We start from the raw sequence: 25,419 nt of genomic DNA on the forward strand, positions 1-25,419 counted from the left end.
CGGCTCTACTCTAAGCGGATTTCCCGGCCCGATAGAGGTGGTAGGACAGCAGCGTCTTCGCGTCCGTACGCCCGATGCGCGGAATATCGTCCAGTTCGATCACATGCAGCCGGATCGGTTCATGCTCGGCCGCGTTTCCGGTCCGCCGCCCATCCAGCGCCCGCATCGTCGCCTCGTCGATATCCAGATCCACGGCATAAAGGGTAATCGCCTCGTCACACCCGCCGGGCGACGGCCATACCGTCGTCAGTTCCATCAACCGCTCGGCGGGCACGACCAGGTCGGGGCCGACTTCCTCGGCCAGCTCACGCAAGGCGGTGCTGACCAGATTTCCGCCATCCACCATCCCGGCCGGCAGCGCCAGCAGGTCAGGACAGGCCGCCGGCAGGCGCGGCTCGCAGGTCAGGATGGTACGCGCTGCGTGACCCGGGCAATGCAGCACCACCAGGACCGAGACCGCATCCCCACGCAACAACGCGGCACCAGGTACCTTCCGCCCCTCATGCCACGCATCGGCATCGACCAGGATGAATCCCACCCGCACCCCGAAAAAGACCACATCCCGTACCACCACCCGGCGCAGGTCGAAGCGCGCGGCCGCCTGTTCCAGCCAGCGGCGGAAATGCGCCGCCGCCAGCACGTCGCCCTGCCGGTCCTCCGGCACCCCGGCCGAGAACGCAATCGGAATCTGATCGACCGGCACCATGCGGCTGCCTCCTTTATAACGGGTCGCAACGTTACATGCGCCAGCCTGCCGCAATCCAATCCGTCCGACCATCTTCCCCGACATCGCCCACAGGATTGTCCCCATTTCTGTGGATAACTCCAGAGGCCGGACCCAAGCTATTCGTACTCCCCGCGATGTTCCACTTCACGCCACAGATGGACATAAAGCTGCGTATCGAACCGGGGCCTGATAAACATGCGCCGCACCGCGCCGAGACCTGTCGACGTGAAATAGGCACGCGGTGGCCCCTCATCAGCCGCAACCCGCAACAGGCCGCGCGCGACCAGATCGCGGATCGAGGCCGGAATGCGCGGCTGGCCAGCCAATGGCCCGCTTTTCCATGTCGGCAGGACAATACCCGCCGAAAGCGAGGGATTGCTGCCCGAATAGGTTCCGAAAACCCAGCGAATGAACCGTTCCTCGGAACGGGTCATGCCTGCATCAACCATTGTGAAGACCTGCATTCTTGTTTTTTTTGCGTCCGCACGAACCGCCTTTTTCAGGTGGCCGACACCAGTTTCAAGGTCTGCATAACCGAAACGCAAGACATTATTTGCCGAATCATGCGCAAGCCCGGCCCTTGACAAAGCATTAAGAACGCGGGCCGTGTCAGACAGATCAAATCACCCCCTACCGAACCAAGCCCCCCGATGCCCCTGTCCCCAGCCCCGTCCCACACCGCCAGCCTGTCATGGAAAGACCTGCGTACACTGGTGCTCGCCGCACTGGGCGGCGCGCTGGAATTCTATGATTTCGTCATCTTCGCCTATTTCGCGAAGATCATCGCCCAGCATTTCTTCCCCGCCAGCCAGCCCGACTGGCTGCGCCAGACCGAGACCTTCGGCCTCTTCGGCGCCGGCTATCTGGCACGGCCGCTGGGCGGGGTAATCATGGCGCATTTCGGCGACCTCCACGGGCGCAAGAAAATGTTCGCCTTCAGCGTGCTGCTGATGGCAGCCCCCACCCTGCTGATCGGCCTGCTCCCCGGTTTCGACACGCTGGGCATAGGCGCACCGCTGGTGCTGCTGGTGCTGCGCATGGCCCAGGGGGCCGCCATGGGCGGGGAGGCACCGGGCGGCTGGGTCTTCGTCGTCGAACATGCCAGCGCCCGGCATACGGGCCTGGCCTGCGGCCTGCTCACCGGCGGCCTCACAGCCGGCATGCTGATCGGCTCTCTGGTCGCGCTGGGCCTGAACGCGGCCCTGTCAGCCGCCGCGATCACCGATTGGGGGTGGCGCCTGCCGTTCATCCTGGGCGGCATATTCGGGCTGGTCGCCATGCGCCTGCGCCGCTGGCTGCACGAAACCCCCGTCTTCGCCGAAATGCAGGCCAACGATGCGCTGGCGCGTCAGGCGCCATTGCTGACGGTGCTGCGTGCCAGCCGCCGGGCGATCGTCCTTTCTGTCATCGGCACCTGGACGCTGACCGCCGCGATCGTCGTCCTGCTGCTGATGATGCCGGCTCTGCTGCAAAGCCTGCACGGCTTCTCCCCCGCCAGCACCATGCGCGCCAGCCTGATCGCCACGCTGAGCATCACCATCGCTTCCGTGGCGATCGGGGCAGCGACCGACCGCTGGGGCCTGCACGGCGTAATCCCCCCGGTGATCGCACTGCTCATCGCCGGTGCCTGGGGTCTGTATGCGGTCGCGCCCGCGCATCCCTCATGGTTCATGGCATTCGCCGGCCTGGCCGGCATCGGCGCAGGTTATGTCAGCCTGGTGCCGATCGCGATGGTGCGGGCCTTCCCTCCGGCAATCCGCTTTTCCGGCCTCTCTTTCTCATACAACCTGTCTTACGCGGTCTTCGGCGGCCTGACGCCGGCCTGCGTCTCTGCACTGGTCGGGCACAACCCCACCGCGCCGGCCCTGTACGTCATCGTCATGGCCCTGATGGGCGGCATTGCCCTATGGGCCATGCCCGACGTCACACGCGCGCACGCACCGTTATCTCCCCGCGTCGGGCAAGGCGCCAGGCAGATATAATGGACGCCACTGCCTGTTCGTGCTTAAGAACGACATGGCAAGCATCTCTCCCGACCTGATCGCCCGCCGCATTCGTCAGGGCAGTGGCGCCGAAGCACCGGATCTGGTCATCCGGGACGTCCGGCTGTTCGATCTGGTAACCGGCGCGCTCATCGAGACCGATATCGCAATCTGCGGCGATACCATCGTCGGCACGCTGGACCGGTACGACGGCCCCAACGTCATCGACGGACGCGGCCGCATCGTCGTTCCCGGCTTCATCGACACCCATCTGCATGTCGAATCGTCGCTGGTCACGCCGTTCGAATTCGAGCGCTGCGTGCTGCCCCACGGCGTCACCACCGCCATCTGCGACCCGCACGAAATGGCCAACGTCCTGGGCGTCCCGGCCCTGCGCTATTTCCTCGACGCCGCGACCCGCATGGTCATGGACCTGCGGGTCAACCTGTCGAGCTGCGTGCCGTCCTCGCCGGTCGAAACCTCCGGCGCCGTCCTGATGGCGGACGACCTGACCCCGCTGATGAATCACCCCAAGGTCATCGGCCTGGCGGAATTCATGAACATGCCCGGCGTGCTGTCCGGCGCCCCCGACTGCATGGACAAGCTGGCCGCCTTCGCGGGCCGCCATATCGACGGCCACGCCCCGCTGATGGGCGGCAAGAAGCTGAACGGCTACCTGTCGGGCGGCATCTCCACCGACCACGAGGCCACCCGCGCCGACGAGGCACTGGAGAAGATCCGCAAGGGCATGACGGTCCTGATCCGCGAAGGATCGGTCTGCAAGGACCTGGCGGCGCTCGCCCCGCTGCTGACGGTCGAAACCTCCCCCTTCCTGGCTTTCTGCACCGACGACCGCAACCCGTTGGAAATCGCGCATGAAGGCCATATCGACTTCCTGATCCGCAGCGCCATCGCGCGCGGCGTGCCACCACTGGCCGCCTATCGCGCCGCCAGCCTCACGGCGGCGCGCGCCTTCGGGCTGACCGATCGCGGCATGCTGGCGCCCGGCAAACGCGCCGACATCGTCTTCCTGGACGATCTGGAACGCTGCACGGTCTCCGATGTGCTCGCCGGCGGCCGCCCCATCGGGCCGGCACTGGACGAGCGCCAGCCGATCCCGGCCCCCGGCCGCAACAGCATCATCCTCAACCGGCCGGTCACGGCGGAAGATTTCACGGTGCCCGGCAGCGGCGCCGGCCGTCCGGTCATGGGTATCGTCCCCGGCCAGATCATCACCACCTTCCTGACCGAAGACCTGTCCGAGACCGAAGGCCGCGTCCTGCCCGACATCGGGCGCGACATCGCCAAGGTCGCGGTCGTGGCGCGACACGGGCTGAACGGCAATATCGGCCGCGGCTTCGTGCAGGGTTTCGGCCTGCGTAGCGGCGCCCTGGCCTCATCGGTCGGCCATGACGCCCATAATATCTGCGTCGTCGGCGTCGATGATTCGGACATGGCGGCGGCGGTCAACCGGCTGGCCGAAACCGGCGGCGGCTTCGTCATCGTCGAGGGCGGCGCGGTCCGCGCCGAACTCAACCTGCCGATCGCCGGCCTGATGAGCGACGCACCGTTCGAAACCGTGCGCGCGCAACTGGAAATCCTGCGCGCCGCAACGCGCGAGATGGGCGTGACGCTGGAAGAGCCATTCCTGCAACTGGCCTTCCTGCCCCTGCCGGTCGTGCCACACCTGAAGATCACCGATCACGGGCTGGTCGATGTCAGCCGAATGACCGTAATCGGCTGACCGAGGCCCCCGCAATCGCACGGCTCGCACGAAATTGAATCCCCCGCCGGCCGCGATGACACAGCAGGGACGGCACGGCTCCAACATCGCTCGATACGGGAAAAGACGCGGCCAGAACCTGTAGTTCCCATTGCGTAACGCCCCCCGCCGCCACCCTGCCACGGCGCGGAAAGACGCGTACAGGGCTTGCCAGCACCGGCATTTTTCAAACAGCCTCCGACGACCAGTTCCAAACCCCTCGATCGGACGCCCTCATGCCCCTTGCTCCGGCGGATGCCGGCACGTTCATCACCCGCGCCAGCCCGGCCTATCGCCGCGCCGGGCTGGCTCTGTTCCTGGCGGGCTTCGCGACCTTCTCGCTGCTCTACTGCGTGCAGCCGCTGCTACCGGTCTTCTCCAGCCGGTTCGGCATCGGCGCGGCCAGCAGTTCGCTGTCGCTCTCCCTGTCCACCAGCGCCCTCGCCGTCGCTATCCTGCTCGCCGCCGCCCTGTCCGAACGCCTCGGCCGGCGCGACATCATGGCCCTGTCCATGATGCTGTCAGCCGTGCTGAACATCGCCGCGGCATGGGCACCGGTCTGGCCGGCCCTGCTGGTGGCCCGCCTGGCCGAGGGCTTCGTGCTGGGCGGCGTACCCGCCGTGGCGATGACCTACCTGGCCGAGGAGATCCACCCGCGCGAACTGGATCTGGCAATGGGCCTGTACGTCGCTGGTACCGCATTCGGCGGCATGATCGGCCGCGTGGGCACGGGCATCCTGACCGATGCGCTCTCCTGGCGCGCCGCCATGACCATCATCGGCGCTGCCGGCCTACTCGCCGCCCTCGGCTTCCTGGCGTTGCTGCCCCCCTCGCGCAATTTCGTCCGCCGACCGGGACTGAACGCGCGCCATCATCTCGCCTCCTGGGCACGCCACCTGCGGGACCCGGCGCTACCGGCCCTCTACGCCATCGGCTTCACGGTCATGGGCAGTTTCGTCACCATCTTCAACTATGCCGGCTACCGGTTGATGGCCCCGCCCTACAATCTGGACCAGACCCGGCTGGGCCTGCTCTTTTCGGTCTATGTGTTCGGCATCCTGTCCTCGTCGGCGGCCGGCGCGCTGTCCGACCGTATGGGGCGCGGGCGCGTGCTCACGGCCGGCATCCTGATCATGGGCACCGGGATCATGCTGACCCTGCCACATGCCCTGCCCTGCGTCTTCCTCGGCATCGTGTTCCTGACGATCGGCTTCTTCACCGCCCACGCGGTGGCCAGCGGCTGGGTAGGGCGCCTGGCGCGCATCGACCGGGGGCATGCAACGTCCCTCTACCTGCTGGCCTATTATCTCGGCTCCAGCATCGCCGGCTCGATCGGCGGCTGGTGGTGGGCGGGCCTGGGATGGAACGGGGTCGCCGGTTTCACGCTGCTGCTGCTGGCCGGCGCACTGGCCGCCGCCGCATGGCTACACCGGGTGGCCCGGTCCTGAAAGGGGAGATCACATGACGGCCTATGTCGCCCTGCTGCGCGCGGTCAATGTCGGCGGCACCGGCAAACTGCCGATGACAAGTCTGGCCACACTCTGCGCGGCCGCCGGGTTCTCGCGGGTGCAAACCTATATCGCCAGCGGCAACGTCGTCTTCCACAGCGACGAAACCGAAGAACAGGTCCGTACGGCGCTCGAAGACCGGCTCCATACGCATTGCGGCAAGCGCGTGGGCGTCATCGTCCGGACCGCATCCGAAATCGCGGCGATCGTGGCCCGAAATCCGTTCCCCGACCAGCCGGGCAACCGCGTCATGGCCCTGTTCGTCGATGCTCCCCTGCCGACCGACCCGATGGCAGGCGCCACCGGCGCGCAGGGCGAACAGGTCCGCCTGGGACAACGCGAATTATTCGTCTTCTACCCCAACGGCATGGCGAAGACCCGCCTGCGCCTCCCCAGCGAAAAGGCCGGAACCGCGCGCAACATGAATACGGTCGCCAGACTCGCTGAAATGGCTGCCGCCCTGAGGTAAAAGGCAGCAACCAGCCTCTCAGGCGGATTGGGCGTTACCCACCCTCAGGGCAAACAGCGCCAGCAGATAGACCAGCAATCCACCAACAGACAGCAGCGCCCCACCCATGCCAAGAGCGCCGTAGCCGAACTGATGCGCCAGCAGAACGCTCCCCAGTACGGCACCCAGCGCGTTCGCGATGTTGAACGCAGAATGATTGAGCGACGCAGCCAGGGTCTGCGCCTCACCGGCGAAATCCATCAACCTCGTCTGCAATGCCGGCCCCAGCGCATTGAAGAAGGTCGGCACCAGAAAGACATCCGCCATCAACCCGATGCGACTATGCAGGACGTAAGGCAGAACCAGCATGGTCCCGATACTGCCCACCAGTGCGATAAGCACCGCCGCATTCAGGTTGCGATCGACAATCCAGGCCCCGACATTCGCGCCCGCCAGCATGCCCGCGCCCCACAGCACCATATAGGCCATGGCCATCCATTCCGGCACATGGGTCACGTTATTCAGGATGCTGGTCAGGAAGGTATATAGCGTGAACATGCCGCCGAAACCGATGGCCGCCGTCAGCAGGGTCAGCAGCACCTGCGCGTTGGCCAGCCCCCGCAACTCCCCCAGCGGCGTCACGGCGCGGTCGGGTTTATCGGCCGGAATATACCGCCACACACCCAGCAGGGTCACGGCTCCCGCCAACCCGATCACGGCATAGGCAATCCGCCACCCGAGATGATCGGCAGCGAAAGTCGAGAACGGCGCCCCGATCAGCGTGGCGATCGCAATCCCCGACAGCACCCGGCCAACCGCCCAGCCCCGCCGCGAACGATCGACCATCGAAGCACCGATCAGCGCCGAAATCCCGAACAACGCACCATGCGGCAAGCCGGTGATGAAGCGGGCCACATCGACCAGTGCCGGCGTCGGCATCATGACGCTCAGAAAATTCCCGCAACAGAAGAACACGAACAGCGCCAGCAGAAGCTCCCGGCGTGAAAGGCGCGCGCCCAGAATGGTAAAGAGCGGCGCCCCCACCACCACCCCCAGCGCATAGGCCGTGATGGCATAGCCGGCCTCGGCTGCCGACACATGAAGCGACGCCGCAAACTGGGCAGCATCCCCATGATCGCAAACTCACCCGTGCCCACCACGAATGTGCCGAATGTCAGCGTCAGAAAGGCAAGCGCCGCGCCATGCGGCGGAGGGACTCGGGCAATACCGTGCCCGTCGGGAATCATCTCTGTCGACATCGGATCAGTCCAGGATTCTGCGATAATTTACGAAAAGGCAGCCAGGGCCACGCGGCCGATGGCGATATCGTCTTCCGTCCTGGCGCCAGAGACGCCGATACCCCCGATCACGACCCCGTCCTTGTCCCGTATGGCCAGGCCGCCACCAAAGCTGGTCAGTCCGCCATTGGTCAGTTCCAGGGAATAGGCCCCGCCCCCGGGCACGCGACCTGGGCAAACGCCGCGCTGTCCATATGAAACAGCGCGGCGGTCCTGGCCTTCTTGTGGCAGACGTCGATACACCCCAGCGCAAGTCCATCCATGCGCAGGAAGACAACCGGGTACCCCGCCGCATCCACGATGGACACACACACAACGACGCCCAGCCGCTCCGCCTCCGCATGGGCTGCGGCGAGCATGTGGGTGGCAGATGAAAGCTGCATGAAAGAACGACCTCTGATGCTGTCAGGAAAGCGTGCCGCACTCTAATCCAGACAAGCGGACAGGGAATGGCCGTATCCCGCAATTCCGAATTTGTTCAATATCGTTGAACTTCTGCACCGCCACCACAGTGTGAGGGCGGCCCAAATCGTCAGGCGGCCAGCGTCATCATCGTCCAGCTCAATTCGATCAGCCGCCGCCGGGGCAGCCTGTCAGCCGGCCCGGTAATGCTGATGCCCGCCTGCACCAGGCCGTTATCCCGCCACGGCACGGCCAGGCAGTTCCATCCGATGCGGGAGGCTTCAAGGTCGAGCGCATATCCCCTGGCCCGCACCTGTTCGATCTGCGAGAGAAACGCGGCACTCAGGGTCCGGCCCTGCGACAGGGCCATCCTCTTCTCGACACCCGGAAAAAACGCGAGAAACACCAGGCCCAGCGCCGATCCTTCCAGCCTGTCACGCTGCCCGAACCCGGCACCATTCAGGCTCCAGGCCGGCGTTTCGATCAGGTCGAGATACGCCACCTCGTCCCCGCTCGGCACCGCCAGCAGCACCGTCGCCTCGCAGGCCCGCGCAATCTCTTCAAGGACCGGCCGCAGCCGATCGCGCAACATGGCATCATTCCCTGCCATGCGCGCGATATTCAGGATCCGGCTTCCCAGATGATAGCGCATGTCTCCCGGGACACGCTGCACATAGCCCAGGCGTTCAAGCGTTTTCAGAATATTGTGGGCGGTCGTCTTGCCGATCCCCATCTGCTCGTGAATCGTGCGCAGATGCGCCCGCCCACCTTCCTGGGCGATGATTTCCAGGATCGCGGCCGCCCGCTCGACCGACTGGATCACGGCCGCCCCCGCGGGAAGGCTGCTGGCTCAGTGCCCGATATCCGGCAGTCCATCATCCTCTTCGTCCATCAGCGACAGGTCAGGCACGGGCACGGCACTGCGCACGCCCCATACGCAGAACAGCAGCGAAACCACCGCCACCACGATCAGGTCCCAGCCATAGGCAATCCAGCCATGCCCGCCGAATTGCGGGCTGCCGGCATAGGACAGGGCCGCGATCGTCGGCAGATAGACCATGAACCAGACGGCATGCCGGGCCGCCGCGCGATGCTGCGCCCAGCTATCCTGCCGGCGACACCACAGATAAAGCGGCAGAAGCAGCAGCATCAGCAGGATGATGTACCCGCTCAGCGGCCAGCGCGCCCAATACAGCAGCAGCGACGAGAACATGAAGGCCAGCGCCCCGGTCACGCGCATCACCGGCACCCGCACCGGGCGCGGACGATCCGCCAGCGTGTGCCGCAGCGCCAGCGCCGAGATCGGCAGCATCAGATACGAAATCACGGTACAGACCGAAATCACCGCGGCAAGAATGCCCCAGCCACGAAAGCAGAACAGAAAGATATAGGCCGCACCAAGATTGAACCACAGCGCCGGGCGCGGCACGCCATAGTCCGGATGGATCGCCCCCAGCAGGTCGGGCAGCGTGCCGTTACGCTGCATGCCCAGCGTCATCCGCGTGCTGGAGGCCAGATGCGTCGCCCCCGCCCCGCTTGGTGCAAGAAAGGCATCGAAATACAGCAGCATCGCCACCCAGTTGAGGTTGAAGGCGATCGCAAGCTGCGCGAACGGCGAGGAAAAGGACAATCCCGCCCATCCCCCGGCACCCGGCCGCACCGCGCCCAGATAGGCGCATTGCAGCAGCAGATAGATCACGGTCGCCGTCGCCACCGACCCGATCACGGCAAAAGGAATGCTCCGTCCCGGATTCCGCGCCTCGCCCGCCAGGTTCAGCGGGCTCTGAAACCCGTTGAACGCAAAGACGATGCCCGAGGTCGCCACCGCCGTCAGCACGCCCGACAGGCCATAGGGCATGAAGCCCCCCGTCTCCGCGCCGCTCAGGTTGCCGGCATGGAAACTGCTGGCCATCAGCAGCACCGCCGTCGTCGCCGGCACGATCAGCTTGAAGACCGTAATCGCGGAATTGAACCGGGCAAAGAACCGCACGCCCCAGAAATTGAGCAGGAAATAGACCACCACCAGCACGGCGGCGGCGGCCAGTCCGCTCGGCGACAGCACCCCGTCATGATACATGCCCTGCGCCCAGGGAAACGGCCAGGAACTCATATACTGCACCGAAGCCTCGGCCTCGACCGGCACGACGCTGACGATCGAAAGCCAGTTCGCCCCGGCAGCCATGAAGCCGACCAGCGGTCCATGGGTCAGGTTGGCATAACGGACCATACCGCCCGCCACCGGAAACATGCCGCCCAGTTCGGTCGCCATCGCGGCAATCACCAGGGCGATGAATGCCCCCAGCAACCAGGCCAGAATGGCGGCCGGCCCGGCGGTGGAGGCCGCCCGTTCGGCACCGAACAACCACCCCGACCCGATCATGGCGCTCAGCCCGGTGAACATCAGTTGCCAGGGTCCAAGGGCACGATTCAGGCGGGACGACACGTCAGGCAAACTCCGAAACGAGGGAACAGGCGAGCGAATCGCCCGCGATCCGCCCAACCAACCTCGTTCCGCGCCCGGATGCAACAGCCCCCATCCAGCCCGCACGCATCACGCGCGCCACCGCGACCGCGCAGGCGGCACCACGACCGAGATCGTGCCCGGCCCCGGTCATCCGGGCCATCCCGCCACCCCTCACCGTCTGAATCAGCAAAAAAACCCGCTCTTCGCATATTTTTTCATTGCTTATTTTTTGATATCATAAATATATAAAATAAGAAAAAAGGGAGCAGCAAGAATGGGTACGGCTGAAATCAAGGCACGGGCGATTTCGGGTTTCGTCGGCATCGGCGCCATTCCGCTTCTGGCTCTGGCCGGCGCCATCAGCCTGCTCTCCATCCAGGCAGACGCCTCGGACAGCGCAGCCACGACCCACATCATCGGCGCGGGCCTGTGCGGTGGCGCGATCCTGCTCCTGCTGCGTGCGTTCATCACCCTGCAACCCAATGAGTCGGCGGTGCTGACATTCCTGGGTAAATATTCGGGAACCCTGAGCCAGGACGGCTTCTGGCTGGTCAACCCGTTCGCCCTGCGCAAGCGGGTCACCCGCCGGCTCGTGACGCAGGAAATCGGCCCCCTGAAGGTCAATGACGCGGCGGGCAATCCGGTCGAGATCGGCATGGTGCTGACGTGGCGCGTGGCCCAGGCGTCCCGCGCGGTCTTCGACGTGGAAAATTATCAGGCTTATGTCACCGCCCAGGGCGAAACCGCCCTGCGCAGCCTGGCCAGCCGCCACCCCTATGACGAAGAGGAATATCGGCACGCCCTGGCCGAACGGCAGGCGGACGGACCGCTCCGCCAGGAAGGCGCCGTGCTGTCCCTGCGCGACGGCGGAGACCGGCTGACCGCCACCCTGGCCGCCGACCTGCGCGACCGGATGGAACTGGCTGGCCTGATCGTGCAGGAGGCCCGTCTGTCGCACCTGGCCTACTCGCCCGAAATCGCCGCGACCATGCTGCGCAAACAGGCGGCGAGCGCCGTCATCGCCGCAAGGCGGACGATCACTTCCGGCGCCGTGGCGATCGTCGAACAGGCCCTGAACGAACTCGAAGATCGCCTGGGCGGCGTCCTGGACGCCGAACGCAAGGCGGCGATGATTTCCAATCTGCTGGTCGTGCTGGTCGGCGACCGTGATGTCACACCGGTCGTCAACACGGGCACGCTGTATTCGTGACCGGCGAAAGCCGCAGGGGAAGGCCGCGCGGGCCGGACAAGGCGGCCTTCGCGCTCCGCCTCGATCCGGCCCTGCTCGCGGCCATCAGGCGCAGCGCCGATGCCGACTTGCGCAGCGTCAACGCGCAGATGGAAATCCTGCTGCGCGAAGCCCTGACCCGGCGCGGCATCCGCGTCGCCGAGCCCTCCGACAGCGACCCGCCCTGACCACGCCCCGGAGCCGGCCCGCATCGCCAGAGCAGGCCCTCAGCACACCTGGCGTCCGGCAACCCACACCTGCCGAACCCGCAATTGCTCGTCCATCACGACGAAATCGGCGCGGCGTCCCACAGCCAGAACGCCCCGATCATGCAGGCCCAGATAACGGGCGGGCGCGCCACTGACCAGGTCGGCGGCACGCGGCAGCGCCACGCCGCCACTCTCCACCGCATTGCGCAGGGCCACATCCAGGGTCAGCACGCTGCCCGCCAGCGATCCACCCGGCAGCCGCACCACCCCGTCGCGGATCATCACGTCCTGGCCACCCAGTTGGCTCGGCCCGTCCGGCAGGCCGGTGCCGCGCATCGCGTCGGTCACCAGCAGCAGACGCCCGTCCATCAGGCGCGCGGCCATGCGAAAGGTGGCGGGATGGACGTGATGCGTGTCCAGGATCATTTCGGCATAAGCCGCATCGCTGCACATCAACGCGGTCGCGGGGCCAGGGCGGCGTCCCTCGATCGGCGCCATGGCGTTGAACAGATGCGTCGCCCCCACCGTACCGCCGGCGGCGCAGATCGTGCAGATCGCCTGCTCGGTCTGCGCGTAATCGGCCGTCATGTGGCCCAGGCTGACCCGCACCCCGGCGCCGGCGAAAATCTGCATGGCCCTCTCGGCATGCTCCAGTTCCGGCGCCAGGGTCACCACGCGCACAATGCCGGTCTCCAGCACCTCCCGCACAAGGTCCGGGTGGGGGGGCACGGCAAAGGGCGGCTGCGCACCCAGCTTGTGGGGGCTGACGAACGGCCCTTCCAGATGCGCACCATGAATGTCAGGCCCGTCCGGCACCCCAGCCCGACGCACCTCGGCAATCGCGCGCAGCGCGTCCATCACGTCGGACCAGGGCCGGGTGATGGTGGTCGGCAGGATCGTCGTGGTGCCATGCGTCAGATGAAAACGCGACAGCCGCCCGATCGCCGCCACCCCATCCATCGTATCCGCACCATCGCCGCCATGAACATGGCAATCGATAAAACCCGGCAGGATGTAGTGTCGCGCCGCCTCCGGGCATGGCGCAATCTCGCGGATCTGCCCGTCAAAGACGATGCGCCCCGGCATGATCCGCTGAGGCAGCACGATCCGGCCTTCCAGAACTGGCAACGAACTCATCTTTCCTCCGCTATCGGCGGTCGTTCACGTCCGAAGTACCGGCCATAGAGCAGAATGGCAAAATAGGACGGCAGCATCAGCATCGCGAACATACGCTGGAAACCGATTATCGGCTTCAGCCAGACATAAAGCTGCGGCATGATCGCACCCCCGCAGAACGCCATGACCAGCAACGCCGAGGCCAGCGGCGTAGAGGCCCCCGCCCCCCGGATGGCGATCGGAAACAGCGCAGGCATGATCATCGCGTTACTCAACCCGAGCAACGCCACGCACACTACCGAGACATACCCGTGCGTGGCCCAGGCCAGAACGGTCAGCACGCAGCCCACCAGGCAGGACAGTTCCATGCAGCGTTCCTGCGAGAGCAGGCGCGGCACCGCCAGCAACCCGGCCACATAGCCCAGCATCATCGCCGCGAGGGTCAGCGCGGTGAGGAAACGGGTCTGCTCAAGCGGCAACCCCAGCCCCCGTCCATAGGTGCCTATCGCATCCCCCGCCATGACTTCGACGCCGATATACAGGAACATCGCCCCGATCCCCACCAGCAGGTGCGGACGAAGAATATGTGCCTTCCACGCAGCATCCTGCTCACGCGACGACGGCGCATCCAGGTCAGGCAACGACGACAGGACAATCGCGGCCGACATCGCCACCAGGACCGCCGCCATACCCATATAGGGCCAGTAGATCGCCCGCATGAAACCGGCCAGGATCGCCTCGCGCATCGCCGGGTCCGCGGCCGTCCGCGCGCTCTGCGCCACGCCGCCGATATCGCGCATGACCAGCATGGCCAGCGCGACCGGCGCCAGGATACCTGCGAATTTGTTACAGATTCCCATGATGGCGATACGCTGGGCGGCCCGCGGTGGCGGCCCCAGCAGGCTGACATAAGGATTCACCGTTACCTGCAACAGCGCCAGCCCCGCGCCCAGCACCAGCAGCCCCGCCAGCGCGCCGGCATACCAGCGGCCGGCGACGCATTGACCGAAGAACGCCGTCCCCACAGCCATGACCAGGAGAGCCAGCGCCAGTCCGCGCTTCAGCCCCATCCGCCGCGCAATCACCGACGACGGCAGCGCGAACAGAAAATAGGACAGGTAGAAGACCAGCGGAACAAAAAATGCGCTGACATCGTCAAGCGAGAATGCGACCTGCACGAACGAGATCAGCGGGCCGTTCAGCCAGGTGACGAAGCCGATCACAAAAAACAGTCCGGCGATGATCGCCAGCGGTGCCCAGCCGAAATCGCCGGCCGGCCCATCCGTCCCGGACAGGCGGCGCGTCATGAGCCATGAAGCCCGGGCGGCACACAGGCCCGCGTATAATCCTCCAGCACGAGGTCGATCGCAGCCAGGACGATGGCCCGGGGTGTGCGCGCAATCGCGCCGGAGCGCACGCCCGCGCCGACCGCCGGCAGAAACTGGCGCAGCAGCACATCCGGCAGGCCGCTCTCCTCCAGGTCGGCGAACAGCCGCCCCACCGCCGCCTCGACATCGGGAAACGACCAGTAATAGCGGATCCGGTCACTATAGCCGTAATGGCGCAACATCCTCTGTTGCGCAGCCGATCCCGCGTAATGGCCGGTCCAATGGCCGGGTGCGTCGGTCATGACCTGCTCCATCGTTTCGCGCAGGCTCTTGCCACCCGGGTACAACACCTCGCGCAGGGCGTCGAGCGCGTACAGCGCTTCGCGCAACGCTAACGTCAGGCCCGGTCCCACCTTCAGCAGCGCGAACCCGTCCTCGACCAGCGCCCGCAATGCGCACTCCGGCTGATAGTCGGTCGAATGCGCCTCGAACACCCAGCCGGGCATCTTCGCAAGCACACCAGCCAGGGGTTGGGCGGGTTCACGGCGATAGACGACCACCTCCTGAGCATCGAATTCCACACCCGGCTGCACGACCAGCGCGATCACCCGCGACCAGACGTCATCCCCTAACACGGGGCGGAACGCCGCCTCATGCGCCGCCAGGGTCCGCAGGGCGGCCTCCGGCGCGGTCGGGACCAGATGGGCCAGATGATCCGATCCCCCGCTCACGCCGCCAGGAACCGGAACTTCGGTTCCCACGACATACACCGCCTGTCCCGGGGCCACCGCCTCAGCACGCGCCGCCAGGGCGCAGGCGCGGCCCGCCACGACGTCATCGGGCAACGCGGCGGCCTCACCCCGACAGCCCATGCTGGCATCCAGATGCAGCTTGACGAAACCGGCCTCGGCATAGGCCGCAATCATCGTCTCAGCCCGTCGCATCGCCTCATCCGCTGGCAACGCCTTCCAGGGATTGGGGCCAAGATGGTCTCCTCCCAGCAGGATCAGGTCGCGCGGACATCCGGCCTGCTCCGCAATGCGCCAGACCATGTCGCGGAAATCTGCCGGCGTCATGCCGGTATACCCGCCCTCCTGGTTGACCTGGTTGCAGGTCGCCTCGATCAGAACCGGGCGTCCGGCGCGCCCGGCACGCGCGAGTGCGGCCTCCAGCACCAGCGGATGCGCCGAACAGACCGACGCCAGCCCAACCCGGGCCGCAGGCGGCACCGACGGATCATGCGCCTGCGCAACCAGAGCACGGAACAAAGCCAAGGACATCACGTATTCCCTTTGGACCACGAGTTCGGAATCGGAGCGAACATGCATTGCCGGCACGCCTGTCCGGCCTGGCTCTCAGGCGACCGTTACGACCTTGGTCAGGTGCCGGGGCGCCAGGGTGTCCAACCCGTGCTGACGGGCCACATATTCGCCCAGCAGTTGCAGAACAGGCAGGCAGAGCAGCGGCCGCACCTCGGCCGGAGCATCGACGGACAGTTCGATATTGCCCGGTCCGCCCAGCCCCAGCACGCGCGCGCCCTTTGCCATCAGTTCCCGCGCGAGCTGCGCTTCCTCCCCGATCGTGTCCGGATGATACAGCATGACCACGCAGGACCGGTCGTCGATCAGGCTGATCGGGCCATGGCGATATTCCAGCGGATGATGCGCCTCCGTCTGGCTCAGACTCATTTCCTGCAATTTCAGTGCACCCTCGCGCGCCACGCCATACAGCGCGCCCGCGCCCAGGAAGACGAAATGCGATCGTCCCGCTATCAGCCCAGGCAAAAGCGGATCGGCCGCACGCAGCAGGGCTTCAGCCGCCCTCGTGGTCTCCGGCCCGACCGCGACCCCGGCATAGCGCAAACCCATCAGCAGCATCAGGCTCGCCGAGGCCGTCATCACGATCCCTTCCTCAGGATGGGTATCGGCGAGCACGACGTCATCGGCGTGATGGCACAACGCGCTGCCCGGCGCGCAGCAGAAGGCGGTCACCCCCAGGCCGGCTGCCCGGCTGACCTCGGCAGCAGCCACCGTCTCGGTCGATTCACCACTCCGCGACAGGGCGACGACATGCGGCGCGATGGTGGCAGGAACGTAATTGTCCCGTCGCCGTGTCCATTCGTTCCCCGGCACGGCTCGCGCCAGTACACCGCGCATGTTCAGCGTCGCAGCGATCGAATCCGCGATATGGACCGACGTACCACACCCCACCACCACATGGACCAGGCCGGCACGCGGCCGCACCCCGTCCATGACCAGCTTGTCCCATAGAGGGAATTGCTCGCGAATACCGCGTTCCGTTGCGTTCATGATCAATCCTTGTCTCTATTTCCGTATGGATATTCGCATGGGTATTCAGCGTCGGGGCCTGTCAGGACAACGCCGGAACGAACAGGCCGGCATCGGTCAGCCCCTTCCTCAACCGCGCGATCCAGGCCGCATCGGGGTCCCACCCCGCCCGCCGGGCCGCCAGCAGCGCCGCGCCGCCGACGGGCGGCAACAGGGGGGCCACTGGTACGCCGCACAGATCGACGACCGCACGACGAAGCGACGCATTCCGAAAAGCTCCGCCGGCGTCGCACCAGGGCAGGTCGGGCTGTCGCAGCCTCCGGCGCGCCGCGTCGACATGGCGGGCCAGATGGGCCGCGGCCCCTTCCACGATCCGCTGAGCAGACCGGTTACCAGCCGCCGCCAGTTCATCCACACCCCGGCTCAGGGCCGCCACCGCCGAACGCGCATGAGACAATCCGCCATACCAGTCCAGCAGAGCACCTTCGATTGCGCCCGGATCGTCGGGAAAGCCCATGAACCGGCAGAATGGCGTGACGAAGGACGTCGCCTCGGGCTCCCGCCCGTCCAGCCCCCGCGTCAAAGTCCCCAGCGCCTCGCGCCCGATCCAGAAGGCACTCCCCTCATCGCCGAACAGATGCCCCCATCCTCCGACCCGCAGAGCTTGCCCGGTCTGGTCCGTCGCCCAGACCATGGACCCGGTCCCAGCCAGCAGCAGGATACCCGCTCCCCCGCCAAAGGCGCCGGCGCAGGCGATATCGACATCGTTGCACACGATGTACGGACACCGCCCCCATTCCACCAGCAGATCATCCTGACAGGCGCTGACCGTCGGGCTGCCACCATAACCCGCCATACCGAAACCGGCGGCGACGATGCCGCCCGGCAGGTCTGCAAGCAATCCGGCCATTTCCATCCGCCAGTCCGGCCGGTCAAACGGATTGGTGCCGCCAGCCCGGCGCACATCCCGCACCACGGCATCCCGATTAATCAGCACAAGCAGCGTTTTCGATCCGCCACCATCCATCGCCAACAGGCAGGGCTCGCCGGAAGCATGCGGCACGTTCTTTCCCCCGACCAACAGGTGTCATGCGATGACCCGATGCTTCCGATCAGAAAGCTCTCATGTCAAGTCATTTATATGATCGTTTATGATCGTTACGATCATCAGCCGATCCATCACGCTTCTGCGGCCTCACTCCCCATGCCCCGCACCCGCGTGCAGGCAACCCCCGCCTGTTCGAGGCGAGCAAGCCATTCCGCGGGAATCCCGTCATCCGTAATCAGGTGCCCCAGATCCTCCAGCCCCGCGACGCGAAACGTCGCATGGCGACCGAACTTGCTGCTGTCGATCAACAGCAATCTCTCGCCCGCGCGCCGGACCATCGCGGCATTCAGGCTGGCTTCCTCACAATCGGGAGTCGCAATTCCACCATCGGGCTGCACGGCGCTCGCACCGAGAAAGAGCTGATCGAACCACAGCCCCTCGATGGAGCGTTCGGCCATGGGCCCGACGATGCTGCGGTTTTCATTGCGCACGCGACCAGCCAGCAGACAGAGCTGAAGCTCCGACGTATCGAGCAGCGCCTGCACGATGGCGATGCTGTTGGTAAACACGGTCAACGGAATCGGCCCCAGCCGCAGGCGCCGCGCCAGTTGCAGGACCGTCGTCCCCGAGTCGAGAAAGATCGAGGAATGAGGCCGCAGAGACGCATAAGCCGCCTCGGCGATGGCACGCTTGACCACCAGGCAATGGCTCTCGCGCGCCTCGAAGCCGATTTCAAGACCACCCGAATTGACGATTTCCGCTCCGCCATGTGTCCGGCGCACGTGGCCCAGTTCTTCCAGGCGTTGGAGGTCGCGCCGCACCGTCACCACCGAGGTATCCACGACACGCGCCAGTTCGTTCACCCCCGTGGTGCCATGGAGGTAGAGATAGTGACGGATCTGCGTCAGGCGATCGGGCTGCATGGGAACCTCCGACAGAACGGGCCGGATATTCTGGCACCATTCCCCCCCATTCTCAATTCGCCCATCAAAAACGATCACAGAGAGATCGGAACGATCCACCTCTCGCCGATTCGATGATCAATACGGAAATTATTTCGCCAGAAAACACCACAAAATTCCAACAAAACCGCACACTTTCATTCTATCTATCTGTATTAACATAATTTTTTTGGTATAATTTTTTATGATCGTTTATGATCGTTTTTGTATTGCAATTTCCTGACGGCCCATGGCTAAACTGCGTCATAACCTTGCAATGCGAAGCAATCCCATGAGCCAGCACGATCACGATCAATCATCATATTGTCGAATATCCCGCCGATCCGTGGGCCTGCTGTCACAGCTTGCCTTTCTTCTCTCCTGTTCGACCGCGCTCGCGGCGACCGCCGAGCCGGCCGGCGACAACATGGCGCGCCGCCATGATCATCCGCGCCCGGCATCCAGCCGCACCATGCCGGCGGCGACCCCGAAGCCTTCCGCGAAGGGGGAGGATATCCAGGTGGTCGGCGCGGTCTCCAACGCGACCGGCGTGACGAACACGACACCAGGCGGAGGCCTGCTGGCCCCTGAAACCGCCCCGCAGGCACAGCAGACCGTCACACGCGACTTCATCGCCAAGCAGTCGCCCACCAGCAATCCACTCTCGCTGATCCAGTATGTCCCCGGCGTCACGCTCTCCAGTGCCGACGCGTTCGGCCAGTCGGACCAGAGCAGCTTCTATATGCGCGGCATGGGGCAGACCTCGGTCGGCTATACGCTCAACGGCATTCCCACCGCCGACCCGACGCATTACGTCCCCTATACGTCGCAGGCCGCCGACACCGAGAATATCAGCCACCTCACGGTCCAGCAGGGCGTGGCGGACATCGCGATGCCGGTCTACAACGCTCTGGCAGGATCGATTAAGGAATCACTGGCCGATCCCGCCGAACATTTCGGCGGCAAGATCGACCTCAGCTACGGCAACCATCAGGCCGCGCGCGAATTCATCCGCCTCGACAGCGGCGAGATCGGCCATTCGGGAATCAAGACATTCGCGTCCTACTCCTACGGCACCCATGCGATGTGGCTCGGACCGGGCCGCAGCCGCCGTTCGCATGTCGATGCGATGGCGCTCAAGGAATGGGGGGACGGAAACAGTGCCCGCGTCTTCCTGACCTACAATCAGAGCAGCGAACCGTATCTGATGAGTATCACGAAGCAGCAATGGAAGCAGTACGGCCGCTCCGCCGCCTATTACGACCCGACCTACACAACGGGCGATTACAATTATTACAAGCTCAACGCGACCCAGCAGCACTCCGTCATCATCGGCGCGCCGGTTTCTTTCAATCTCGGCCACGGCCTCACCTTCGAGTCCGCGCCCTATTACGTGCATATCCACGGCGCCGGCAATAACGGGCAGACTCAGGCAGAATACGGCTATAACGGCACCCAGCCCACAGGAAACCTCAACCTCCCCAATGCCGAGGACGGATACGCATCAGTACTGGCCATCGACAACTGGAACCAGCACACGGCGGGTTTCAACAACACGCTCAGCTGGAAGCTCGGCCATAACGAACTGAAGGCCGGTTACTGGTACAATTATTACGACCAGCACGAAATCGCCCCCCTGTCGCAGATCGGCCCCAATGGCGAAGGCGAAAATTACTGGGGGAAATACCCTATCCGCGGGCAGGACGGCGTGCCCCTGATGATGTTCAACATCCACCTGATCCAGCAGCTCAACTCTCTGTTCATTTCAGACACCTACAAGGCACTGAACGACAGGCTGACCCTGAATGCCGGCTTCAAATACGTCATGATGTCCTATCATTCGACGAACGACATCCCTGGCGACCAGTATAATTACGGCCGCAACGACGCTCAGCCCCTGCCGCAGGTCTCCGCGTCCTTCCAGATCACCCCGCACGACCAGATCTACCTGGACGGCGCGACCGCCTTCATGGAACCGTCCGGCATCCTCGTCTACGGCACATACTGGGACGGTTCGGCACCGATCGTAGACCAGGCCCATTCAACAAACCTCAAGGCAGAATACTCGATTTCCGAGGAAATCGGCTACCGTCACACCGGCCTGGTCAACGTCACGGCCTCGTTCTTCAACTACAACATGACCAACAAGCAGAGTGCGATTTCCACTTATATCGGCGGCCGGCTGGTGTCGAATTACATCAATGCCGGCGGCCAGACCTCGCGCGGCTTCCAGTTCGCGGCCGGCCTGCGGCCGTGGCACGGCTTCAGCCCCTACGTGTCGTTCCAGTATCTGCACGTCACCACGGACAACAATCTGCCCCGCGGGGTCGACTATATTCGCAGCGCTGGCAAAATTGCCCCCTACAGCCCGAAAACCACAGTCAATGTCGGGCTGTCCTACGATAACGGCAATTTCTTCGCCAACGGGTATATGAGCTATGTCGGCTCGCAATACGCGACCTACATGGACGACCAGACGATGCCCGCCTACGCCACCGGCAACGTGACGGCGGGCTATCGCTTCAAGAAGCTGTGGATCGCCAAGTCCCCGCAGGTCCAGGTCAATGTCATGAACATAACCGACAACAAATATCTTTCGGCCGGCAATGGCGGTTACAATGCCAAGACCACGACGGGCGTCTTCGGTTCGACGATCGCCGGCAGGGCTCCCACCTATATCGTGGGCGGCGGCTTCGGCATCGTCTTCTCGGTCACAACGGGCTTCTGATTCATGAACATGAGAAAACTGGTCGTCTGTGCCATCCTGACGTCAAGCGCCCTGACCGCGGTCGCCCCGGCGCAGGCTGCCGACACCCTGGTCCTGGCCCCAGGCAATCCCGTCGGCGATCTGACCGCCGCACGCCAGGGCTTCGGCAATCAGGCGGTGCGACTGTCGTGGACCAGCCAGGGCGACAGGCTCGTCGATCCCCGGTTTTCCGACCTCGTCCATGACAGAACGATCACGCTGCGCGGATTGTTCACGCTGACCCTCGCTGACGGCAAGAGGATATCCAGCGCCGATCTGACGGTCACCCAATCCCCGCGCGTCGAGACGATCACGCCGGATGCGACCAGCGCACGCGCAGCCGACCGTCTGTCCGGCCGCGCCGTCACCGCACGATTCGCCGATTCGAAAGGCCGTTTCACAATCGCCTGGCGGGTCGAGCAGCGCGACGGCTCTCCCTATCTGCGCGAAATCGTGGCGCTGACCCCAAAGGCCACGCCCCTTGCGCTCAAGGACGTGGCGCTGTTCGAAGCCAATGTGGAGGCAGGCGAGGTCGTCGGCGACGTACAGGGTTCGCCCGCAATCGTCGATGACAGCTATTTCGGCATCGAAAATCCGCTGGCCAACAGCCTGGTATTCAACGGCCGCTCGCGCCTGACACTTGCACAGGCGCTGCCGATCCAGCCCGACCACACGCTGGTCGTCTCCGCCGTCGCAGGCATCGTCCGGCACGGGCAGTTACGCCGCGATTTCCAGATCTACGTCGAACGCGAGCGCAGCCACCCCTACCGCCCGTTCCTCAACTATAATTCCTGGTACGATATCGGCTATTTCACACCCTACACACAGAAGGACGCCGAGAACCGTATCCGCGCCATCGGCGAAGAACTGGTCCGCAAGCGGGGCGTGGTCCTCGATTCCTACCTCTTCGACGACGGATGGGACGACCGGAGCGGCTTCTGGCGCTTCAGCCGGGATTTCCCTTCCGGCTTCAAGCCGCTCTGCACACTGGCCTCGTCCTATGGCGCTGCTCCTGGCGTCTGGCTTTCCCCCTGGGGCGGCTACAGCACGCCACAGCAGATACGCCTGGCCAACGGGCGCAAGGCCGGCCTGGAAATCCGCGGGGACGGGTTCGACCTTTCTGGGCCGAAATATTACACTGTCTTCCACGACGCCGTCATGCGTATGCTCAAGCAGGACTGCATCAACCAGTTCAAGTTCGACGGCACCGGCAATGCCGACCAGGTCGCGCCCGGCAGCGTATTCAACAGCGACTTCGACGCAGCCATCCACCTGATCGCCGACATCTACGCCGCCCGCCCCAACACCTTCATCAATTTGACGACGGGTACCTTTCCGTCACCCTTCTGGCTACGCACCGCCGATTCCATCTGGCGCGGCGGTGAGGACGACATGCTGCGCGGCGTGGGCACCAGGCGCCAGCGCTGGATCACATACAGGGATTCCGATACCTACCACAACATCGTCGTCAAGGCCCCGCTCTTCCCCCTGAATGCGTTGATGTTGCACGGCATCATCTACGCACAGAAGAACCAGCGCCTGAACACCGATCCCGGCCATGATTTCCCCGACGAGGTGCACAGTTTCTTCGCCACCGGCACGGATGAGCAGGAACTCTACGTCACGCCGGACCTGCTCAAGCCCGCCGATTGGGACGTCATCGCCGACACGGCGAAATGGGCACGGGCCAATGCCGAGGTCCTGAAGGACAGCCACTGGGTCGGCGGCGACCCCGGCCGCCTCGAACCCTATGGCTGGGCGGCCTGGACACCGAAAAAGGCTTTCCTGACCCTGCGCAATCCCGATCAGGTTCCGCGCCGCATCCTGATCGAGCCGGCCAAGGCGCTGGAACTTCCCGAGGACGCGCCGACACGCTACAGCGTGCATCCATTGTGGGCGAAGTCCCCCGCGCCCCAGACCCTGGACGCCGCCACGCCCGTCGTCATCCAGTTGGCACCGTTCGAGGTCATGACGCTGGAACTGACACCCTGATGCGGCACGCGGGCCGCCGCGCCGTCCTCTCCGGCTCCATGGCCATTGGCCTGTTCACGGTCGGCGGCCGGCTCCTGGCCGCCGACCGTGAGGCGGCGTCCGACCCTTTACCGGATGGCCGTCCCCACGCCTTCACCCTCCATCGCGACGGTTTCCGCCTGGACGGCGCCCCGTTCCAGATCCGGTCGGGCGAAATGCACCCCATCCGCATCCCGCGCAGCGAATGGCCGGCACGGATTGCGATGGCGAAGGCGATGGGCCTGAACACCATCGCCATCTACCTGATGTGGAACAGTCTGGAACCCGCACCCGGACAGTTCGACCTGACCACCGACCGGCGCGATTTCCGCACCTTTCTGGCCTTGTGCCAGCAGGCCGGGCTATGGGTTTCCCTGCGCCCAGGCCCCTATGTCTGTGGCGAGTGGGATTTCGGCGGCCTGCCCACATGGCTGCTGTACGAGGGCGATATCCGCGTCCGCAGCATGGACCCAGCCTTCCTTGCCGCCGCCGAGCGCTATATCGCCACCATCGCACGGGCCGTGCGCCCCTTCATGGCCGATCGCGGCGGCCCGGTCCTGATGACGCAGATCGAAAACGAATATGCGTCCTTTGGCGGCGATCCCGCCTATATGGCCTGGACCCGCGAAACCTGGAACCGGTACGGCATAACCGGCGCCTGCACCACTGCCGACGGACTGGTCCAACTGCGCGAAAAACGCACCGTCCTGCCCGCGTGCGCAATCGGGCTGGACGGCGATTATGAACTCGACAAGGCCCGCGACCTCACATCAAAGGCTCCGCTCTGGATCAGCGAGGCCTATCCCGGCTGGCTGACCCATTGGGGTGAGAGGGGCATGGCGACAGTCGATTTCATCCCGGATTTCCAAAAAATCCTGGATCAGAAAGCATCATTTAATCTCTATGTCGTGCATGGCGGGACGAATTTCGGCTTTGGTGCAGGTGCGAACGCCCATCGTGACGGCAGCGAATTCCAGCCCGTGGTCACCAGCTACGATTACGACGCACCGATCGACGAGGCCGGACGCGCCACGCCGAAATATCACGCCCTGCGCGCCATGATCGCCCGCGCCACCGGCCGCCCCGCCCCTTCCGTTCCCCCAGACCCACCGGTCCTGGGCTTCGCCCCGGTCATGGCGCACGCCGCCGGTTCGCTCTGGGACGCCCTGGGCGATCCGGTCCATGCTCCAGATCCCGTATCGATGGAACGCGGCCTGCGCCAGTCTTCCGGCATGGCGCTCTATCGCTGTGTCATCCCGACCGGGCGCGGCGGCCCACTCCATCTGCCGCCGGTTCATGACGATGCGCGCCTGATCCTCGACGGCACGGATATCGGCACGCTGTCACGTCTCTTTCCAACGAAGACCCTTCCCGTCATCACACCCGCACCGCACCCCAGACACCTGGACATCCTGGTAGACAGTTTCGGCCACATCGGCTTCGGCCCCGCCATGGGCGACCGCAAGGGCCTGGATGGCCCAGTTACACTGGGCGGTATGCCACTCAGGGACTGGATGATCTTCGGCCTGCCCCTCGATGCCACCCAACGCGCGCGGGCCACCCGTCACCTACCGGCACCCGACCTTCCCACAGGTCTGTACCGCGCGACCTTCAACATGCCCGGCACCGGCAGCACCTATCTCGACCTGTCGGAATGGAAAAAGGGCTATGTCTGGGTCAATGGCCACGCGCTGGGGCGCTTCTGGTCGATCGGCCCGCAGCGGCGCCTCTTCTGTCCGGCGGAATTCCTGTATCCGACGAGAAACGACATACTGGTGCTCGACCATCACGTCACCGCGCCGGCTCCGATCGCCGGCATGCGTTTCCTGGTCGGAGCCGAGCCCGCCTGATCGACGCATCACCGCAAAACAATGCCAGGCCGACAGCCGGAACGCCTGTGGTGAAGCCGCGCCA

Annotated in this window: 20 protein-coding genes and 2 pseudogenes; 9 read left to right on the forward strand and 13 right to left on the reverse strand. The window is 64.9% G+C overall.

Going from position 1 to position 25,419, the window contains the following annotated elements:
• Positions 1-10: 10 nt before the first annotated feature.
• Together C7453_RS09285 and C7453_RS09290 are read right to left on the reverse strand one after the other, a co-directional pair.
• The gene (locus C7453_RS09285; RefSeq protein WP_114727263.1) at positions 11-706 is read right to left on the reverse strand and encodes an NUDIX domain-containing protein; all 696 of its coding nucleotides are present in this window, start codon (positions 704-706) and stop codon (positions 11-13) included.
• A gap of 137 nt (positions 707-843) precedes the next feature.
• The gene (locus C7453_RS09290; protein WP_245948944.1) at positions 844-1,161 is read right to left on the reverse strand and encodes a hypothetical protein; all 318 of its coding nucleotides are present in this window, start codon (positions 1,159-1,161) and stop codon (positions 844-846) included.
• Positions 1,162-1,377: 216 nt separating this feature from the next.
• Between C7453_RS09290 and C7453_RS09295 the strand changes: the two genes are divergently transcribed.
• From C7453_RS09295 to C7453_RS09310, 4 genes are all read left to right on the forward strand, one after another.
• Positions 1,378-2,709: an MFS transporter gene (locus tag C7453_RS09295; RefSeq protein ID WP_114727264.1), complete on the forward strand. Its 1,332-nt coding sequence runs from the start codon at positions 1,378-1,380 to the stop codon at positions 2,707-2,709.
• Between the two features lie 34 nt (positions 2,710-2,743).
• Positions 2,744-4,453 (forward strand): adenine deaminase, encoded by a 1,710-nt coding sequence (ade, locus tag C7453_RS09300; RefSeq protein WP_114727265.1) that lies wholly within the window; start codon positions 2,744-2,746, stop codon positions 4,451-4,453.
• Positions 4,454-4,707: 254 nt separating this feature from the next.
• Positions 4,708-5,919: an MFS transporter gene (locus C7453_RS09305; RefSeq protein ID WP_114727266.1), complete on the forward strand. Its 1,212-nt coding sequence runs from the start codon at positions 4,708-4,710 to the stop codon at positions 5,917-5,919.
• Positions 5,920-5,932: 13 nt separating this feature from the next.
• The gene (locus C7453_RS09310; protein WP_114727267.1) at positions 5,933-6,448 is read left to right on the forward strand and encodes a DUF1697 domain-containing protein; all 516 of its coding nucleotides are present in this window, start codon (positions 5,933-5,935) and stop codon (positions 6,446-6,448) included.
• 18 nt (positions 6,449-6,466) lie between these two features.
• Here C7453_RS09310 and C7453_RS09315 read toward each other — a convergent pair.
• From C7453_RS09315 to C7453_RS09335, 5 genes and pseudogenes are all read right to left on the reverse strand, one after another.
• A pseudogene (locus C7453_RS09315) lies at positions 6,467-7,674 on the reverse strand (MFS transporter).
• Positions 7,675-7,713: 39 nt separating this feature from the next.
• Positions 7,714-8,108: pseudogene (locus C7453_RS09320) on the reverse strand (GlcG/HbpS family heme-binding protein).
• A 149-nt stretch (positions 8,109-8,257) separates the two neighbouring features.
• A complete protein-coding gene (locus C7453_RS09325; RefSeq protein WP_114727268.1) occupies positions 8,258-8,950 on the reverse strand; it encodes an IclR family transcriptional regulator in 693 nt (230 codons plus the stop codon).
• A 27-nt stretch (positions 8,951-8,977) separates the two neighbouring features.
• Complete coding sequence (locus C7453_RS09330) at positions 8,978-10,570, reverse strand: APC family permease (protein ID WP_114727269.1); 1,593 nt, start codon at positions 10,568-10,570, stop codon at positions 8,978-8,980.
• A 1-nt stretch (position 10,571) separates the two neighbouring features.
• Complete coding sequence (locus tag C7453_RS09335; RefSeq protein ID WP_170143175.1) at positions 10,572-10,742, reverse strand: hypothetical protein; 171 nt, start codon at positions 10,740-10,742, stop codon at positions 10,572-10,574.
• 123 nt (positions 10,743-10,865) lie between these two features.
• Between C7453_RS09335 and C7453_RS09340 the strand changes: the two genes are divergently transcribed.
• Together C7453_RS09340 and C7453_RS09345 are read left to right on the forward strand one after the other, a co-directional pair.
• Positions 10,866-11,801, forward strand: a complete 936-nt coding sequence (locus C7453_RS09340) for an SPFH domain-containing protein (protein ID WP_114727271.1) — start codon at positions 10,866-10,868, stop codon at positions 11,799-11,801.
• Positions 11,798-12,007 (forward strand): toxin-antitoxin system HicB family antitoxin, encoded by a 210-nt coding sequence (locus C7453_RS09345; protein ID WP_114727272.1) that lies wholly within the window; start codon positions 11,798-11,800, stop codon positions 12,005-12,007. The genes C7453_RS09340 and C7453_RS09345 overlap by 4 nt, the downstream gene beginning before the upstream one ends.
• A 39-nt stretch (positions 12,008-12,046) precedes the next feature.
• On the opposite strand, the gene nagA is transcribed toward C7453_RS09345, so the two are convergent.
• The 6 genes from nagA to C7453_RS09375 all read right to left on the reverse strand — a co-directional run bounded on the left by nagA (position 12,047) and on the right by C7453_RS09375 (position 18,731).
• Positions 12,047-13,165 (reverse strand): N-acetylglucosamine-6-phosphate deacetylase, encoded by a 1,119-nt coding sequence (gene nagA / locus C7453_RS09350; RefSeq protein ID WP_114727273.1) that lies wholly within the window; start codon positions 13,163-13,165, stop codon positions 12,047-12,049.
• A complete protein-coding gene (gene gluP / locus C7453_RS09355; RefSeq protein ID WP_114727274.1) occupies positions 13,162-14,451 on the reverse strand; it encodes a glucose/galactose MFS transporter in 1,290 nt (429 codons plus the stop codon). Before gluP ends, nagA begins: the two co-directional genes overlap by 4 nt.
• Entirely contained in the window at positions 14,448-15,752 is a 1,305-nt protein-coding gene (locus C7453_RS09360) for a class II D-tagatose-bisphosphate aldolase, non-catalytic subunit (protein ID WP_114727363.1), read from the reverse strand. Before C7453_RS09360 ends, gluP begins: the two co-directional genes overlap by 4 nt.
• 75 nt (positions 15,753-15,827) lie before the next feature.
• Entirely contained in the window at positions 15,828-16,781 is a 954-nt protein-coding gene (locus C7453_RS09365) for an SIS domain-containing protein (protein WP_114727275.1), read from the reverse strand.
• A gap of 61 nt (positions 16,782-16,842) precedes the next feature.
• Positions 16,843-17,823 (reverse strand): BadF/BadG/BcrA/BcrD ATPase family protein, encoded by a 981-nt coding sequence (locus tag C7453_RS09370; protein WP_245948945.1) that lies wholly within the window; start codon positions 17,821-17,823, stop codon positions 16,843-16,845.
• 116 nt (positions 17,824-17,939) lie between these two features.
• Positions 17,940-18,731, reverse strand: coding sequence for a DeoR/GlpR family DNA-binding transcription regulator (locus tag C7453_RS09375; RefSeq protein WP_114727276.1), 792 nt, complete (start codon positions 18,729-18,731; stop codon positions 17,940-17,942).
• A gap of 364 nt (positions 18,732-19,095) precedes the next feature.
• Here C7453_RS09375 and C7453_RS09380 point away from each other — a divergent pair, with 364 nt between their 5' ends.
• Genes C7453_RS09380 through C7453_RS09390 form a run of 3 tightly spaced genes read left to right on the forward strand, consistent with a single transcriptional unit; the run spans position 19,096 to position 25,355 of the window.
• Entirely contained in the window at positions 19,096-21,477 is a 2,382-nt protein-coding gene (locus tag C7453_RS09380; RefSeq protein WP_170143176.1) for a TonB-dependent receptor, read from the forward strand.
• Positions 21,478-21,480: 3 nt separating this feature from the next.
• On the forward strand, positions 21,481-23,487 hold the full coding sequence (locus tag C7453_RS09385) for an alpha-galactosidase (RefSeq protein WP_114727278.1): 2,007 nt from the start codon (positions 21,481-21,483) through the stop codon (positions 23,485-23,487).
• Complete coding sequence (locus C7453_RS09390; protein ID WP_114727279.1) at positions 23,487-25,355, forward strand: beta-galactosidase; 1,869 nt, start codon at positions 23,487-23,489, stop codon at positions 25,353-25,355. The genes C7453_RS09385 and C7453_RS09390 overlap by 1 nt, the downstream gene beginning before the upstream one ends.
• The last annotated feature ends 64 nt before the right edge of the window (positions 25,356-25,419 follow it).

Source organism: Gluconacetobacter liquefaciens, from assembly GCF_003350405.1.
In the GTDB taxonomy this organism is placed as follows: Bacteria; Pseudomonadota; Alphaproteobacteria; order Acetobacterales; family Acetobacteraceae; genus Gluconacetobacter; species Gluconacetobacter liquefaciens.